Here is a 14842-nt window from a genome sequence, read left to right on the forward strand (position 1 = left end):
GGGTAAGGAAGATATTAAATGAGAGTCGCCTGAAGTTCTTCAGCAGCAGCCTGCATAACGGGTAAAGCGTCAGAAATGAGCTGCGCAGCAGGCACAAGGTTGCTGAAGGTAAAAGTGTTAAAACTTGCGGCAATCTGCCCTCTGGCATTAAAAACAGGCACAGCAAGTGAGCGTATGCCAGTCTGCATTTCCTGATCGACTAATGCATAGCCCTGCTTGCGAATGATCTGGAGCTGCTTGTTCAGAGCACTGATTGTCGCAACACTCATGTCTGACATAGGCTCCAGCTTAATGTCTTTGAGTAAAGCTTCACGCTCAGCTTTTTCCATCATTGCAAGAATACAGCGACCGGCTGATGCATAGGCAATGGGAAAGCGTCGGCCAATAGTGAGCCCGGGGGAGTTAAATTCGTCACTGTTGGCTGAGGCAAGATGCACAACATAGAGTTCATCCCTCACACCCAGAGCGACGGGAAAGCCGGTCTGATCGCGGATTCGATCGAGGTAATACTGAGCTTTATCCGTCAGAGGGACGGATGAGAGATAAGAGTATCCCAGTTCAAGTACTTTTGGTGTGAGCTGAAATAATCTGCCGTCCTGCACAACGAAGCCCAGATGCACCAGTGTCAGCAAATAACGACGTGCTCCGGCACGGTCCATGCCTGTTTTCTCTGATACCTGAGAGAGCGTCATGCGCGGATGCGCTTTGCTAAACGCCATAATGATGTTCAGGCCGTGGGCCAGAGAGCCAACAACACCTTTTGGTTTGTCAGCTGGTGCTGCACTGGAATTACTCACAAACACATTCCGTTTTTTAGCGCGACTAAAAGGCGGCGCAGGTTGATGGGCCTGACGTCTGAGCTCAGGTATGGTGATTTCTAAGGCGTTATAGCGCGTTTCACTCAGAAAAAAACAAATGTTTGCATAATGTGCAGTTTCCCGGCCTCAGCTGTGATAGCCGGCTATGATTTTTTTTACACTCTTAACGATAACGTATCGAAATGAGTTGTTATATACGAACTATTGTGCATTATGTGAACTTTCCCGGTTCTGACAGAACCTCCTTAACGTAAGGGTCATCATGAAACTGGTGATAGCACTGGGCGGTAACGCCCTGATGCAACGCGGTGAACCGCTAAGCATGGCAACACAATGGAACAATGCCCGGGTGGCTGCGCAGTCTCTTGCCCCGGTCGCGCGGACCCATCAGGTTATTCTGACACACGGCAATGGTCCGCAGGTTGGGCTTCTGGCAATGCAGGCCGATGCTTTTAAAGGAGCAGAACCTTACCCTTTTGATGTGATGGGCGCGGCTACTGAGGGTATGATTGGCTACATGCTTGAGCAGGCTCTGGGCAATATTCTGGGGTATGATGTGCCGGTTGCCACATTGCTCACCCGTGTGGAGGTTGACAGAGATGACCCCGAATTTTCTGACCCCAGCAAATTTGTCGGACCGGTGTTTGATGAGGCACAGGCAGAGCAGATGGCCGCAGCCCATGGCTGGGTTTTTCGTCAGGATGGCCGCAAATGGCGCCGTGTTATGCCGTCCCCACAGCCAAAACGCATTTTGTGGCATCGCCCTATAAGGTGGCTGCTTGATAACGGCACACTCGTTATTTGTGCCGGTGGTGGTGGCATACCTGTTGTTGATACAGGCGAAAACCGGATGGAGGGGGTAGAGGCTGTTATTGATAAAGACCGGGCTTCGAGCCTGCTGGCAGCACATATTCCTGCTGACCTGTTTGTTATCGCAACCGATGTCCCTGGTGTTTATGAAAACTATGATACACCACAACAGAAATTACTGCATAAAGTAACTGCCGAACAGCTTATGACCGGGGCTTTTTCCCGCGGGTCAATGGGACCTAAAATAGAGGCTGCTGTGAACTTTGTGCGCAAAACGGGTAAATGTGCCGCAATAGGTTCTCTCTCTCAGATTAAAGAGATTGCTGCAGGAGAGGCTGGTACCTGGATTTATCCGGATGAAAAAGCTCTGAAAACTGCATGAGCGTTATTCAGGCCTCATCGGTTGCGTCTTTCGCTATGACTGCTCTGGGGCATGATAAGCAGCGGCTCAGAGTTCTGGCGCGGTTTGACAGGCATGTCTATGCGCTTGCGGGTGAGGGTGACGCCCGGTCTATGCTTATCTTTTCTCCTGTTTCAGAGCGTATGACACCTTATACTGTGCGCCTTGAAACATGGCCTGTATATTTTGATGATAACTGTGAAATTTTTTGTAACAGTCAGAAAATATGTAATGGCGAACTTATAATAAACCTTTCTGATGCTGCTGAAATAGCATCAGATTGCCCTGTAACAGAACAATACTGGCGGCAGCGGGTTTGTTATGAGGCCGCTTTATATGACGGTGCCTGTGTTCAGAGACATTCAGAGTATCTGGCTGCTGTTCTGAATGATCCCTTTTGCCAGGAAGTCGCAGGGTGGTCCCTCACAGATTTACGGCAGGGGTTAAGGCTGGGCGATAAAAATCTTATTGCCGCAGGTGTTGCACAGGGGCTTGGTCTTGGTCGGGGTCTGACACCAGCCGGTGATGATTTTTTATGTGGCGTGATGCTTGCTACTTATGTCAGCGCAGAATTTTCTTCTGATTTTTTTTCAGATATTTTTTATGACGCTCAAGAAAAAACAACAACATTGTCATATTTTTTTCTGAAATCAGCCAGTTATCGGCATGCATCAGAAGACTGGCAAAAGTTCCTGCAATTTTACCCTCTCATTCACTCTGTTCCTGAGCAGAGACTGCGTCTGGTGCGGCCTATAACACAGCATGGTTACAGTTCGGGTGAGGATACTCTGGCCGGGTTTCTGTGGGGTTTAAATGTACAGCTTTCATAACCTGTTAAGGAAAATAAGATGATAACATTTGATGAGGCACAAACAGCCCTGACAGCGACTTTGTTACGTGCAAAAGAGCTGAAGATAGATGTGTGTGTAGCGGTGTGTGATGCAGGCGGCAGACTGGTTTCATTTGCCCGGATGGATCAGTCAAACTGGGCCAGCATATATGGCTGCCAGGGCAAAGCTCTGACAGCAGCAGCAACACGGTGCAAAAGTGGTGACATTCCGCCCTCTTCAGTTGTGATGAACCGTATTTCATCGCTCGAAGGGGATAATATGATTTACGCAAAAGGGGCGGTGCCTTTGCTGCGTCATGGCAAGCTGCTGGGGGCTGTCGGGGTTGGGGGTGCCAGCGCTGACCTTGATGAAGAATGTGCTATGGCCGGGGTGCTGGCTCTGGGGTGTGACAGTCTCTGAGGTGTTATCTGCCGCTGACTATGGTCAGTCTGAGACAATTCTCTATAATGTGCGCTGACTATTTTCTTTATGGTGCTGTCGACATGCCTTGTTACAGCACCATAAACATGTATCGTGCAGAGGAGACTTGGCGGTGGACACTGAGCATAAGCAGATTTCTGAAAATGCTGATATAGCTCCACCTGTCCCGGCTCCGGCTCTTACAGTCAGAGTGCAGGATGCAATGAATGCAAGCCTGTGGGAGAACAGCGTGCCTGTTCTCGAAGAGCTGATTTTTGATAATATCACGGACCATGACTATCAGCAGGTTGACATAACCCTTAGCTGCGACCCGGCTTTTCTTATGCCGCGCACCTGGCATCTTCAGCAGGTAAGGGCGCAGCAGTTGTATATGCTGCCTGACCGTGACGTGGCGCTGAACGGTGCGCTGCTCGCTGCACAGACTGAGGCCTCGCGGGCAACGATTACGCTGACAGCCCGGGCTGATGGTCAGATTCTGACAGAAACCACGCATGATATTCGTATTCTTGCACGTAATGAGTGGGGGGGGCTGGCAGGGCTTCCTGATATTCTGGCAGCTTTTGTACTACCTAATGACCCCGCTGTTGCCCGTGTTCTGCGCAGTGCTTCTGATATTTTACGTGAAGCAGGTCAGTCACCGTCACTTGAAGGATATCAGGGCGATAAAGCCCGGGTCTGGGCTCAGGCGCAGGCTATATGGTGTGCAGTATGCGGGCTTAATCTGACATATGTTAACCCGCCGGCATCATTTGTTGAAAGTGGTCAGCGTATTCGCCTGCCTGCACAGATATATGACGAGCGACTTGCCACCTGCCTCGATACCACAGTGCTTTTTGCGGCCTGCCTTGAAGCTGCTGGCCTGAGGCCAGTGATTGTTCTGACCCAGGGGCATGCTTTTGCTGGTCTGTGGCTGGCAGGGCAGGATGCTATGACCTCTGTCGTGCAGGACCTGCCTGGTATACGCAATCGTCTGAAACTTGATGATTTGCGTGTGTTTGAAACCACTCTGGTCACAGCGGCGCAGAAACCTGGCTTCTCTGTGGCTTGTGAGCGTGGTGAAAGTACACTGCGTAATATCAGCGATGATGATGAGGCATTTCGCGCTGTTATTGATATCTATCGTGCGCGTTTGCGTCGTATCAGGCCGCTTTCAACACTGGTTCCTTCTCAGGCGGCTGACGGGGAGGATGCTGTTACTCCCGATATGGCAGGGCAGCCCGTTTTCGAAGCCGCTCCTGTGCTGCGCGAAGAGAAAGAGCTGGAAAGGTTGCCTGACCGCCCGGCAGATCGGGTGCAGCGCTGGTGTAACCGTCTGCTTGACATGACCGGGCGTAACCGCCTGCTCAGGCTGCCGGAGTCTGACCGTCAGCTGATTAAAATTGACTGTCCCGCTCCCGAAAAACTTGAAGATATTCTGGCTGATATGCGGGTGGGTGGCACGACAAAGTCTCTGCGTTTTGTTTCTTCTGCCGGTTTTATGGATGCTCAGGATCCGCGCAATCAGGATATCCATCAGCAGCGACATCATGAAGAAACCCTGCGCGCTTATGCTCTGGAAGCACTGAACAGACACGAGCTGATAGTGCAGCGTGAGAATGATGCCCTGCAGAATGCTCTTGTTGAGCTGTATCGTCAGGCGAGAGCCGCCGAGCAGGAAGGCGGCTCTAATGTGCTGTTTCTTACCATCGGTGCTGTAGCCTGGGTGCCGCAGGATAAAACAAAGCCTTATCTGGCGCCACTTATTCTGGTTCCTGTCAGTCTCGAGCGTGTCAGCCTTAAATCTCCGCTGACATTACGTGCGCATAGTGATGAGCCGCGTATTAACGCAACGCTGCTTGAGATGCTCCGTTCAGACTACGATATTCGTATACCGCAACTTGAACCTGACATGCTGCCCGAAGATGATGCCGGGCTTAATGTTACGAAAATTCTCGAGATTTTTCGCCTGCATCTGCGGCATATTCCCGGGTGGGAAATTCGCGATCATGTAAGTCTGACAACGCTGAGTTTCTCGAAATTTCTGATGTGGAAAGATCTGCTCGAGCGACGTGACCAGCTGGCAGCTAATGATGTGGCCAGCCGCCTGCTTAATGGTGTGAAGGAAGAGAGTAAGACAGGTGAGAGCGGGCCGGCTGTCGGATTTGAAGGTCATGATGATTTAGATACAGCTTTGGCGGAGGCTGATCTTGTCTGCCCGATGGAGGCTGATTCGTCGCAGCTTAAAGCCGTTGCCCGTGCTGCGGCGGGTGAGAATTTTGTGCTTATTGGCCCGCCAGGTACGGGTAAAAGTCAGACGATAGGTAATATCATTGCGAATACCCTGGCACAGGGGCGTACTGTGCTGTTTGTGGCTGAAAAGCGTACCGCTTTGGAGGTTGTGAGAGCACGACTGGTGAAGCTGGGTATAGGGGAGTTCTGCCTGGATCTCTTTTCGCCCAAAACCAGTAAAATGGAGGTATTACAGCAGTTTCAGGCGGCGCAGGCTGTCCTTGAGGATTTTCAGGCCGGTGACTATGCCCAGGTAAAGCAAAAAGTTGATACTCTTCGTAATGAGCTGAATGCTTATGTACGTGACCTGCATACACCGCGTCGTAATGGCTGGACGCCTTACAGAGGGATTGGTGTCAGTCTGCGTGCTGATCAGGCGGCAGTACAGAATATTCCTTTCTCATGGCCGAATGCTGATATTCATTCAGAGCAGGATTATGACAGACTGGTGCAGACTGTTGAAGATCTGGCTGTCTTATACGAGCGTATTGGTGACATTGTCACGTCCCCACGTCTGGTCGGGATGGAGCAGACGAACTGGTCTCCTCTGTGGGAGGCAGGGCTGCTTGATGCAGTGAGTAAAACACTGGGGGCACTTACAGTTGCCTGCACAGCGGCTGAGAGAGTGTTTGAAAAGCTTTCCCTTGAGCCAGGTAATTTGTCGCTGCAACGGCTCAGCCGCATTGAAGTGCTGTGTGCCCATTTGTTGCAGTCTGATATTGCTGGGTGGGGGCTGAGTGAAAATGCTCAGGATATTCATGATACGGTGCAGGCTGAAAAAGAGAATGTTGCCCGTTATCACGCTCTTTCTGATGATCTGAAAACCCGCTGGAAAGAGAGTGTAAAAACGCTGCCTCTGGCTGAGATGCTGAATGAGTGGCGTGCTCTTAATGAGAAGTGGCTGCTGTCTCGCTCTATGGGGCACAAAGCACTGCGTAAGCGTCTTACACAGCATGCGCTCGACCTGCCTGAAGACTGTGAAAGTGACCTTGAAAAGCTGGTTGAACGGGAGGAGATTTTCAGTCGTCTTGATGTGGCCTCTTATAAAGCGGAGATCGGGGCTTTATGGCGTGGTACAGAGACTGATTTTGAACAGATTACTGCTGCTTTCCGGTGGGGGCAGATGGTCAGGACCTGTCTGGGAGGATGTACAGGCGATATAGCCACTCTTCTTTCGGCGCGCACGTCACTAAAAAATCTGCTGACGGAGGGGCGTGATCTTTTGTCTCCTGGGGGGACGATTTATCAGGCACTTACAGCTTATCAGTCTGCGTTCGCGGCTTTGAAGGCAGTAATGGAAGAGCTGGCAGAACGGAGTGCTGGTGTTATCGCGACTCTGGCTGACCCGGCCGACCCGCAGTGGCCTGAGCTCCTTCGTGTCAGGCTGGAGGGGTGGCAAGAGGCCTCGCGCGAAATGCGAGACTGGTGCTCGTGGCAGCAGGCGCGTCATCAGGCAGAGCAGCTTGGTCTCGCACCGTTAGTAAGCGCTATTGAGCAGGGGCTTGTGGCGCGAGAGACGATTTTTTCTGTGTTTGAAGCGAATTACGCACGCTGGTGGATGATGCACGCCATTAGTAATTCAGAGGTGCTGAAAGGGTTTGTGGCTGCCACGCATGAAGGGCGTATTCAGCGCTTTCGTGAGCTTGATGAAAAACAGAAAGAGCTTTCTGTGAAACTGATCAGGGCACGGCTTGCTGGTAAAATTCCAGGCGAGGCAGAAAGGCGGCATGACCCGGAATATAAAATTCTGACCCATGAAATTGCAAAACAGAAGCGCCATTTACCTGTGCGCCGGCTGGCAGAAAAAATGCCTGGTGCGTTGCGTACATTAACTCCGTGCCTGATGATGAGCCCCCAGTCGGTTGCTCAGTATCTGCCGCCTCATGCAGAGCCATTTGATCTGGTGATTTTTGATGAGGCCTCTCAGATTACAACCTGGGATGCGATAGGTGCTATCGGGCGGGGTCGGCAGGTTGTCGTGGTGGGAGACCCTAAGCAGCTGCCACCAACAGACTTTTTTACTGCGGGGCGTGGCGGGGAGGACGATCCGTTCCCCGATGAAATGATGGATCTTGATTCCATCCTTGATGAGTGTCTGGGCGCAGGTGTGCCATCTGTTAGTCTCGGCTGGCATTACAGAAGCCGCCATGAAAGTCTGATCGCGTTTTCAAATCAGACTTATTATGGCGGAGGGCTGGTGACCTTTCCCGCGCCGGTTACGACAGACCAGGCAGTGTCTTTCCGTTTTGTGTCACAGGGGGTTTATGAACCAGGGCGTGGAGGTTCACACACAAACCCGACAGAAGCCCGTATGGTCGTGGCAGAAGCAGTCAGGATTATGCGTGATGGCACTAATCGCTCTGTTGGTGTCGTGACTTTTAACAGTGAGCAGCAAAAGCTGATTACTGAGCTGCTTGAGGCTGAGGTCAGAAAAGACCCGGCACTCGAGCGTTTCGCAGGAGAAGGAGCGTCAGAGCCTCTGCTGGTTAAAAACCTTGAAAATATTCAGGGTGAAGAGCGTGATATTATCTTGTTCTCGCTGACATATGGCCCAGACGCGGCAGGAAAGATCTCGATGAATTTCGGACCGCTGAACCGTGATGGTGGTGAGCGTCGTCTTAATGTGGCGATTACCAGAGCGCGTGAACAACTTATTGTTTTCGGGTCATTGCGCGGCGATCAGATTGCGACGGAACGGACATCGGCCGCAGGTGTACATGACCTGCGTCGTTTCCTTTTGTTTGCTGAGCGTGGAACAAAAGCTCTTGTCGGTGCACATGAGGGATCGGTCGGCGGATATGACAGCGTATTTGAGGTGCAGGTTGCCACAATGCTGCGAGCAAAAGGCTGGCATATCGCAACACAGATCGGCGTCTCAGGGTTTCGTATTGACCTCGGTGTTGTTGACCCTGATCTGCCCGGTGCCTTCCTCGCTGGTATCGAATGTGACGGTGCGACGTATCATCGCAGTGCTACAGCGCGTGATCGTGACAGGCTGCGTCAGGCCGTGCTCGAGAATCTGGGCTGGACTATTCTGCGTATCTGGTCAACGGACTGGTGGACAAATGCGCCACGTGAAGCGGAGAGAATTGATGCTGTGCTCAGAAAAAAGCTTGAAGAATTACGCAGCCAGCGTGCAGAGCAGGCTGAACGTGACCAGAAAGCGGCTGACGATGCTTTGCTGGTATCAGGTATAGCTGAAGAGGCTCCGGCTGATATGTGTGCCTCTTCCGAAATATCGGAACCTTTATATGCCAGTGAAACTGCGGCTACTGTTTCATTGCCATCTGACAGTGTCATAGCCGATGGCGCCAGTTTTTTTCAGGCTGAGTATGATCCCGTTTTAAAACATCTTGTTATACAGGCAGTAGATAAAGCAGGGGTCATTCGTGAGGATATCCTTATCCAGCATATTTCCAGAGAGCATGGTTTTGCCCGTGCTGGCCGGGAGATACGTGAGCGCATTCAGCGTGTTATACCAGCGTTATTTGAACGAACGGAAGATGAGGCCGGAGTGTTCATCTGGTCGCCTCGCCTGCCTGTGTCCTCTCGTTTGCCTTTTAAAAATCTTACAATGGAAAAGCCGGTTGACCCGGCTAAGGTGCCTCTGGCAGCGCTGGTCGACCTTGCCAGCCTGGCAATAGCAACAGACTGTTCAGATGATGAGGCCATTTCACGTATGCGGGGTGCCTGTGGCATGAGTCGTATGGGGCAGGCAACACGTGCCCGCCTTGCTGAGGCACTTAATCGTGCACGTAAAGAGGTAGAGGGAATCTGATAAATTCAGAATGTTTGGTTTTTTATATTAATAAATAATTTTAATATAAAAAACTGAAAAAAGACATTTTTAATAGTTATAATGGTGCGAATAAAAATCAATCACTCCCATAATTCCCTGCTTTAGGAATAAATATCATATGTCACTTTTATCTTTCAAAAGATGACTATAGCCATATGAGTTTTTTGATTTTTATTCGTTTATATTATTCATATTCTTTTTGGTGATGGGAGCTTTTTCGTTGCATTTTTCGACTATCATTACCGCATGTTTTGCCGCTGCATTTTTTTGCCGTCCACAGTCTGTGCAGGCAGAGAATGCTTCATCTTCTTCTGTTGTAATTGATACGACAGCAGCCGGTAAACCGTTTCCTCATTTCTGGGAGCAGGCTTTTGGCTCTGGCAGAGCAGATCTGGTTCTGACACACTCTTACGTCGAAAATGCAAAAGCTACTAAGAAAGCAACGGATTTTCGATACGTACGTTTTCACGGTATTCTGGATGACAGTATGGGTATTATGGCTCCTGATACACAGGGCCATATGCATTATAATTTTCATAAGTTTGATGCCGTGTATGATAACCTTCTGCGGTTACATATTCGTCCTTATGTTGAGCTGTCATTTATGCCGAGCCTGATCGGGAGTGACCTCCTGCGGCGCAATAGTGGCCTCGAACCTCTGATGAATATGACTGCCTCAGAGCCGCCTAAACCAGTAACTGATTTTAGTAAAGGTGCGTTGTGGTATCGTGCCAATGTCACTCCCCCGGCACATATGGAGGAGTGGAATGATCTGATTCGTGCGCTTGTGACACATCTTGAGCAGAGATATGGGAAAGATGAAGTTCGTAAATGGCCTTTTGAGGTCTGGAACGAGCCTGATCAGGCGACATGGGTAGGTTCTCCGCGTATGGAGAGTTATTTCGCCCTTTATGATAATACGGCAAGAACAATAAAATCCGTTGATCCTGCTTTGCAGGTTGGTGGTCCGTCAACCGGAGCTATTCACTGGGTGGGTGATTTTATTGATCATGTTGTGCGTTATCACGTGCCGGTCGATTTTATCTCAACACATATTTATGCCAATGATCCGCCAGATCTGCTGAATCTTCCTAAAAGTCCTGAAAATACAGGTAATACCGTATGCGATGCTACGCGCGTTGCACGGGCAACGCTCACCCGTTCATCTCTGCACCATCTGCCGCTTTATATCTCGGAGTTTGGTGCTGACTGGGATATGAAGAATGGTACGGCAGAACGTTCCTGGATTTCTCCCTGGCTGGCTGAAACGATCCGCGATTGTGATGGTCTGGCACCAATCATGTCTTACTGGACTTTTTCTGATGATTTTGAAGAGCAGGGTGTGGCCGACCGTGAACTGCCGGGCGCTTATGGTTTACTAAGCTCACGCGGTATACCTAAACCTGCTTTTAATGCTTTTGCTTTACTGCATCAGCTGGGTGATATGCGTTTGCCCGTGTCACCACAAAATTCAGATATTCTGGCAACGCGTAATAACAATCAGGGTATCAGTCTTGCATTGTGGAACCGCAGCCATGATCAGAAAAAAGTTATGAGCTTTGATCTGCAGGGGCTGAAAACGAAAAAAGCATCTCTTGTCATTATAGATGAGCATCATGGCACACCACAGGATCTTTACCATGCGATGAACCGTCCTGCGACGCCCACAGATGTGCAGACGCAGGCTCTTGTTAATGCGGCGCATATTCCTGAAGCACAGCAAATAGCTGTGCATGCTACAGGTAATATAATAGTTCTGCCGCCAGAAAGTCTGGCATTACTGGTAGTGCAGTAAGAATATCATCAGGGGCTGGCTTCATGCAGGTCAGTCCCTGATTGCCAGGTTTCAGTAGTGACCTCTTATAGTAAAGTTGAAGGTTCGGGGTTCACCATAAATCATACCATCATAAAACCCGGCCTGCCGGACATAGGTTTTGTCTGTGAGGTTGGTTATATTCCCTGCAACAGAAAGCCATTTGTTAATACGGTAACGCGCCATAATATTGATAAGTGTATAACCTCTGACTGTCAGGTTTGATTTGTCATATTTGCCATTGCCAAGCGGGCGGCCCGGGTTTGTTGTCCATTGTGTGCTTGACTGGGCTGAAATGCCCCCGCCAATGGTCAGATGATGCATTTTCCCTGGAAAGGTGTAAGTCGTACTAAAGCGTACCAGGTGATGCGGATCCTGACGGTAGCTTAACCCTTTTTCGTAAAGATAACTGTAACCAAAAAAGACATTCCAGCCGGGGAGTAACTGGCCGGAGGCATCAAAATCAATTCCTTCTGTCTTGACGCCATTGACGGATTCATAAATGGCCTCGCCTGTCGTCAGATTGGTTGCCCCTGTTGCCTGTGCAACATTGCTTTGACGATTAAGATAAAAAGCGAGAGATGTATTCAGTCGTTTTTTAAAAAATTCACCTTTTAGGCCGGTTTCATAACTTTTACCCTGTACAGGGCTGAGTGGTTTGTTATTTTCATCTCGTAAACTGGTTTGTGGCGTATATATACTTGTATAGCTGCCATAAACAGACATATTTCTCGTAAAATCGTAGACCATACCAGCATAAGGAGTCAGTACAGCATTTTCCTGCCCGGTACTGGTTGAGCCTGAATACTGATTGGCTTTGTTATATGTGCCTGTATAAGCCTGATAACTGCTTATGCGACCACCAAGAATAAGAGAGAGACCCTTAGCCAGAATGAAATGCCCTGAGGCATAAGCGCCATAATTACGCGTTACATCGACTTCGCGTGCTTTTGTGCGGTGTGTGACAAAGTTGGGATATGAACCGTCCCATGTCTGCCAGTTGGAAATAGGCAGTCCGGTTGCCCTGTACTGACAGCCGGAATATGGGGTAACACCAGCAATGGAGCAGTTGCCCAGTGCTTTGCTAAACGTGTATTGTGTCAGTTCGTCATTATAGCCGTTAAACCCGAAGACCAGCTGATGTGTGCGCCCCAGAAGATGCAATGGCCCTGAAACATGTACGTCAGCATTATCACGTGCATCTTCATATTCTGCATGCAGTGCGTTCAGATAAGCTCCTGAACCATCCTGATTCCAGAAACCGGCATATCCTCCCTGACTTTTTGCCGCATTATTTATCTTTGCTACGCCAAGATTATTGTAAGAGCTGCCCTGAGTGCGCATATACCCGGCTTTCAGGTGCCAGCCATGTGAAAAATCATGATCATAGTCGATAAAAGCTGTATACTGGTCGCGTGTAGCCTGACTCCATTTCGCAGCAGGGTTTGTGCTGCGTGGCAGATGAGTTTTTGTGCCGTCAGCATACCAGATCGGTACGTTAGTGCCCCATGAGGCGCCGTCATTACGGGTTCTTTCATACTGAAAGCCGAAATTGAGACTGTCACGGGAAGAAAGATCGGCTGTGAAATTGGCCAGAGCGCCAATACGATTCACATGCTCACGCACCCTGAAGGTATCAGTATCATCCCACGAAAAGACATAACGGCTGCGGATGGAGCCCGAGCGGTTCAGCGGAGCATTCAGGTCAGCCATAACGCGGTGCTCGTTCCAGTTACCTAGTCTGAGCAGGCTATTAGCTGAAAAATATTTTTGTGGTGCTTTGCGTTGCAGGTAAATGGTGGCTGACGGGTCGCCTGTGCCGCCCAGCAGACCATTTGCGCCACGAACAATCTGGACGTTGTCATATAAATCCATGTTCATTGATGAGCCAACACCACCAAAACTTGTTGTGGCATCGACCTGCATACCGTCAATTTTATAGTTTGTTATATCGAACCCTCTGGCGCGGTAAGTGGTCCTGCCAGCGTTATCATTGGCATAGGAGGTAACGCCTGGGGTGGTGGTAAGAACGTCATCGAGTGTGTTGATCTGCTGATCGTCCATAAGCTGGCGTGTCAGCACGGTCACAGTTTGTGGTGTTTCGCGCAGGCTCAGTGGCAGGCCGGTAGAGGCACTGGTTTCCTGTGCGGTGTAGCTGCCTTTCTCCCAGTGGTTTCCTCGCACGAGAATACTCTCGTCAGTTTTGTGTTTATGGTGCGCCTGCGCAGAATGTGCTGCCTTATTATGCAGATTTTTTTTGTAATAGTGTTTTTTCTTTATGGTGCTGTCAGCTACTGACTGAACAGGTGCGGTCTCAGCTGCACAGGCAGCTGACATGCTGCCACCGATCGTGAGGGAGGTTGATGCGAGCAAAAGAAGCGACCGGAAACAGGTCATATGGTGGCGTATCACAAGATTATCCTACCGATAAACGCAAATGCGATTCATTCTTATTATCAGTGAGGTATCAGTTCAACGTCTTAACAAAAAGAGGTAAATTTATTACATCTTATTTATTTTATATATTGGTGCGTGTTTGGTGAGGATCTGAGTAGCTGATTGGCTTAGCCGGAGCTGTGATGCAGCTTTTTTTTATCTGCTGCATCACATGAAGGAGAGCGTCAAAGCTCAGCTGTATCTGATTGTCAGGCAGGCTATTATTTTAAGGAGGCTGCAGGATTATCCTTCGGGTTGACATAGGTCATACCAAAGGGACCGACACCGACAACCTCGACAATGGCTTCATGGTCTGTTGTGCGCAGAGCATGTGGTATATTTTTTGGCAGATGTACAAAACCACCTGCTGTCAGTTCTTTTGTTTCAGAGGTGTCGTATGTTTTACCAACATAATGGGTGAACTGACCTGAAACGACAGTCAGTGTTTCGTCCATGCTGTGCGTATGTGGGGCAATGGCTGAATGAGGTGGCATCCACACTCTGATAACAAAAGGACCTTTATGGGCAGGGTTACCATAAACGTAAGAGATTTTGATTCCTGAGGGGAAATCTGCCGGAGCGGGTTGCCATGGAATTTGTGCGGTATCCAGGACGATAGCAGGTTCAGCCGCATATGAGGAAAGACAGCCATAAAAAGTTAATACGCCTATGGCTAATGTTGTTTTGACGAGTTTCATTATTTTTCTCTTTCGCTGGATAACGAACTGAAACCCTATAAATTTTTTACGTTTTATAAAAGCATCAGAAGGAGAGGCATGCCATCACATATGCAGAGTGAAGGATATATTTGCCCGATCAGACCGTGTGGGGCTCTGCTGCAGGATATCGCTGATATAAATTTAGTTGACTTGCAAACAAACTATTATTTATCCTGTATTTCAAATTCTTTGCCCTCAGGGCTAATCAACCTGTTCTTGAGTAATCCGGTCGTGAAATATCAGAAATCTTCTTATCAGCCTTATTTTCTTTGTCTGATGCCTGTTTTGCTTAGTGGGTGCAGCCGGGCACCGCTACAGGATGTCCTTGGTTCTTTTTTTCCATCCTGGATGCTCTGCGGTGTCTTCGGGGTTGTGGCTTCAGCTTTATTACGCGCCGTTATCGGGGCGTTCGGGGTCAATGAGGCAGTGCCGGTTCCTGTTCTGACTTATATCGCCTTTGCACTGGCGGCTACTTTTCTTACCTGGCTTTTGATTTTTGGGCATTGAA

At 49.4% G+C, this 14842-nt stretch carries 9 protein-coding genes; 6 read left to right on the plus strand and 3 right to left on the minus strand.

Features of this window, described 5'->3' with window-relative positions; all coding sequences use genetic code 11:
* Positions 1-14: 14 nt before the first annotated feature.
* Positions 15-797: an IclR family transcriptional regulator C-terminal domain-containing protein gene (locus HK11_RS07350; RefSeq protein ID WP_233133365.1), complete on the minus strand. Its 783-nt coding sequence runs from the start codon at positions 795-797 to the stop codon at positions 15-17.
* Positions 798-1080: 283 nt separating this feature from the next.
* Here HK11_RS07350 and arcC point away from each other — a divergent pair, with 283 nt between their 5' ends.
* The 5 genes from arcC to HK11_RS07375 all read left to right on the plus strand — a co-directional run bounded on the left by arcC (position 1081) and on the right by HK11_RS07375 (position 11161).
* Complete coding sequence (gene arcC / locus HK11_RS07355) at positions 1081-2010, plus strand: carbamate kinase (protein ID WP_086554707.1); 930 nt, start codon at positions 1081-1083, stop codon at positions 2008-2010.
* Positions 2007-2858 carry a DUF2877 domain-containing protein gene (locus tag HK11_RS07360; protein ID WP_086554708.1) on the plus strand — a complete coding sequence of 284 codons (852 nt, stop codon included), beginning with the start codon at positions 2007-2009 and terminating at the stop codon, positions 2856-2858. The genes arcC and HK11_RS07360 overlap by 4 nt, the downstream gene beginning before the upstream one ends.
* An 18-nt stretch (positions 2859-2876) precedes the next feature.
* Positions 2877-3278, plus strand: coding sequence for a heme-binding protein (locus HK11_RS07365; protein ID WP_086554709.1), 402 nt, complete (start codon positions 2877-2879; stop codon positions 3276-3278).
* 133 nt (positions 3279-3411) lie between these two features.
* The gene (locus tag HK11_RS07370) at positions 3412-9345 is read left to right on the plus strand and encodes a DUF3320 domain-containing protein (RefSeq protein ID WP_233133367.1); all 5934 of its coding nucleotides are present in this window, start codon (positions 3412-3414) and stop codon (positions 9343-9345) included.
* Between the two features lie 241 nt (positions 9346-9586).
* Positions 9587-11161 (plus strand): GH39 family glycosyl hydrolase, encoded by a 1575-nt coding sequence (locus tag HK11_RS07375; protein WP_158092794.1) that lies wholly within the window; start codon positions 9587-9589, stop codon positions 11159-11161.
* A gap of 51 nt (positions 11162-11212) precedes the next feature.
* Here the strand turns inward: HK11_RS07375 and HK11_RS07380 are convergent, their stop codons facing one another.
* Together HK11_RS07380 and HK11_RS07385 are read right to left on the minus strand one after the other, a co-directional pair.
* A complete protein-coding gene (locus HK11_RS07380; RefSeq protein WP_233127548.1) occupies positions 11213-13591 on the minus strand; it encodes a TonB-dependent siderophore receptor in 2379 nt (792 codons plus the stop codon).
* Positions 13592-13836: 245 nt separating this feature from the next.
* Positions 13837-14313 carry a cupin domain-containing protein gene (locus HK11_RS07385; RefSeq protein WP_086554712.1) on the minus strand — a complete coding sequence of 159 codons (477 nt, stop codon included), beginning with the start codon at positions 14311-14313 and terminating at the stop codon, positions 13837-13839.
* 252 nt (positions 14314-14565) lie between these two features.
* Between HK11_RS07385 and HK11_RS12330 the strand changes: the two genes are divergently transcribed.
* Positions 14566-14841 (plus strand): YtcA family lipoprotein, encoded by a 276-nt coding sequence (locus HK11_RS12330; RefSeq protein ID WP_158092795.1) that lies wholly within the window; start codon positions 14566-14568, stop codon positions 14839-14841.
* Position 14842: the final 1 nt, after the last annotated feature.

The organism is Acetobacter sp. DmW_043, from assembly GCF_002153485.1.
Lineage (GTDB): Bacteria > Pseudomonadota > Alphaproteobacteria > Acetobacterales > Acetobacteraceae > Acetobacter > Acetobacter thailandicus.

What these genes read in the sequence shown, in the direction of transcription:
- arcC (WP_086554707.1), top strand. Translation starts at nt 1,081, where the DNA reads ATGAAACTGGTGATAGCACTGGGCGGTAACGCCCTGATGCAACGCGGT.
- HK11_RS07360 (WP_086554708.1), top strand. Translation starts at nt 2,007, where the DNA reads ATGAGCGTTATTCAGGCCTCATCGGTTGCGTCTTTCGCTATGACTGCT.
- HK11_RS07365 (WP_086554709.1), top strand. Translation starts at nt 2,877, where the DNA reads ATGATAACATTTGATGAGGCACAAACAGCCCTGACAGCGACTTTGTTA.
- HK11_RS07385 (WP_086554712.1), bottom strand. Translation starts at nt 14,313, where the DNA reads ATGAAACTCGTCAAAACAACATTAGCCATAGGCGTATTAACTTTTTAT.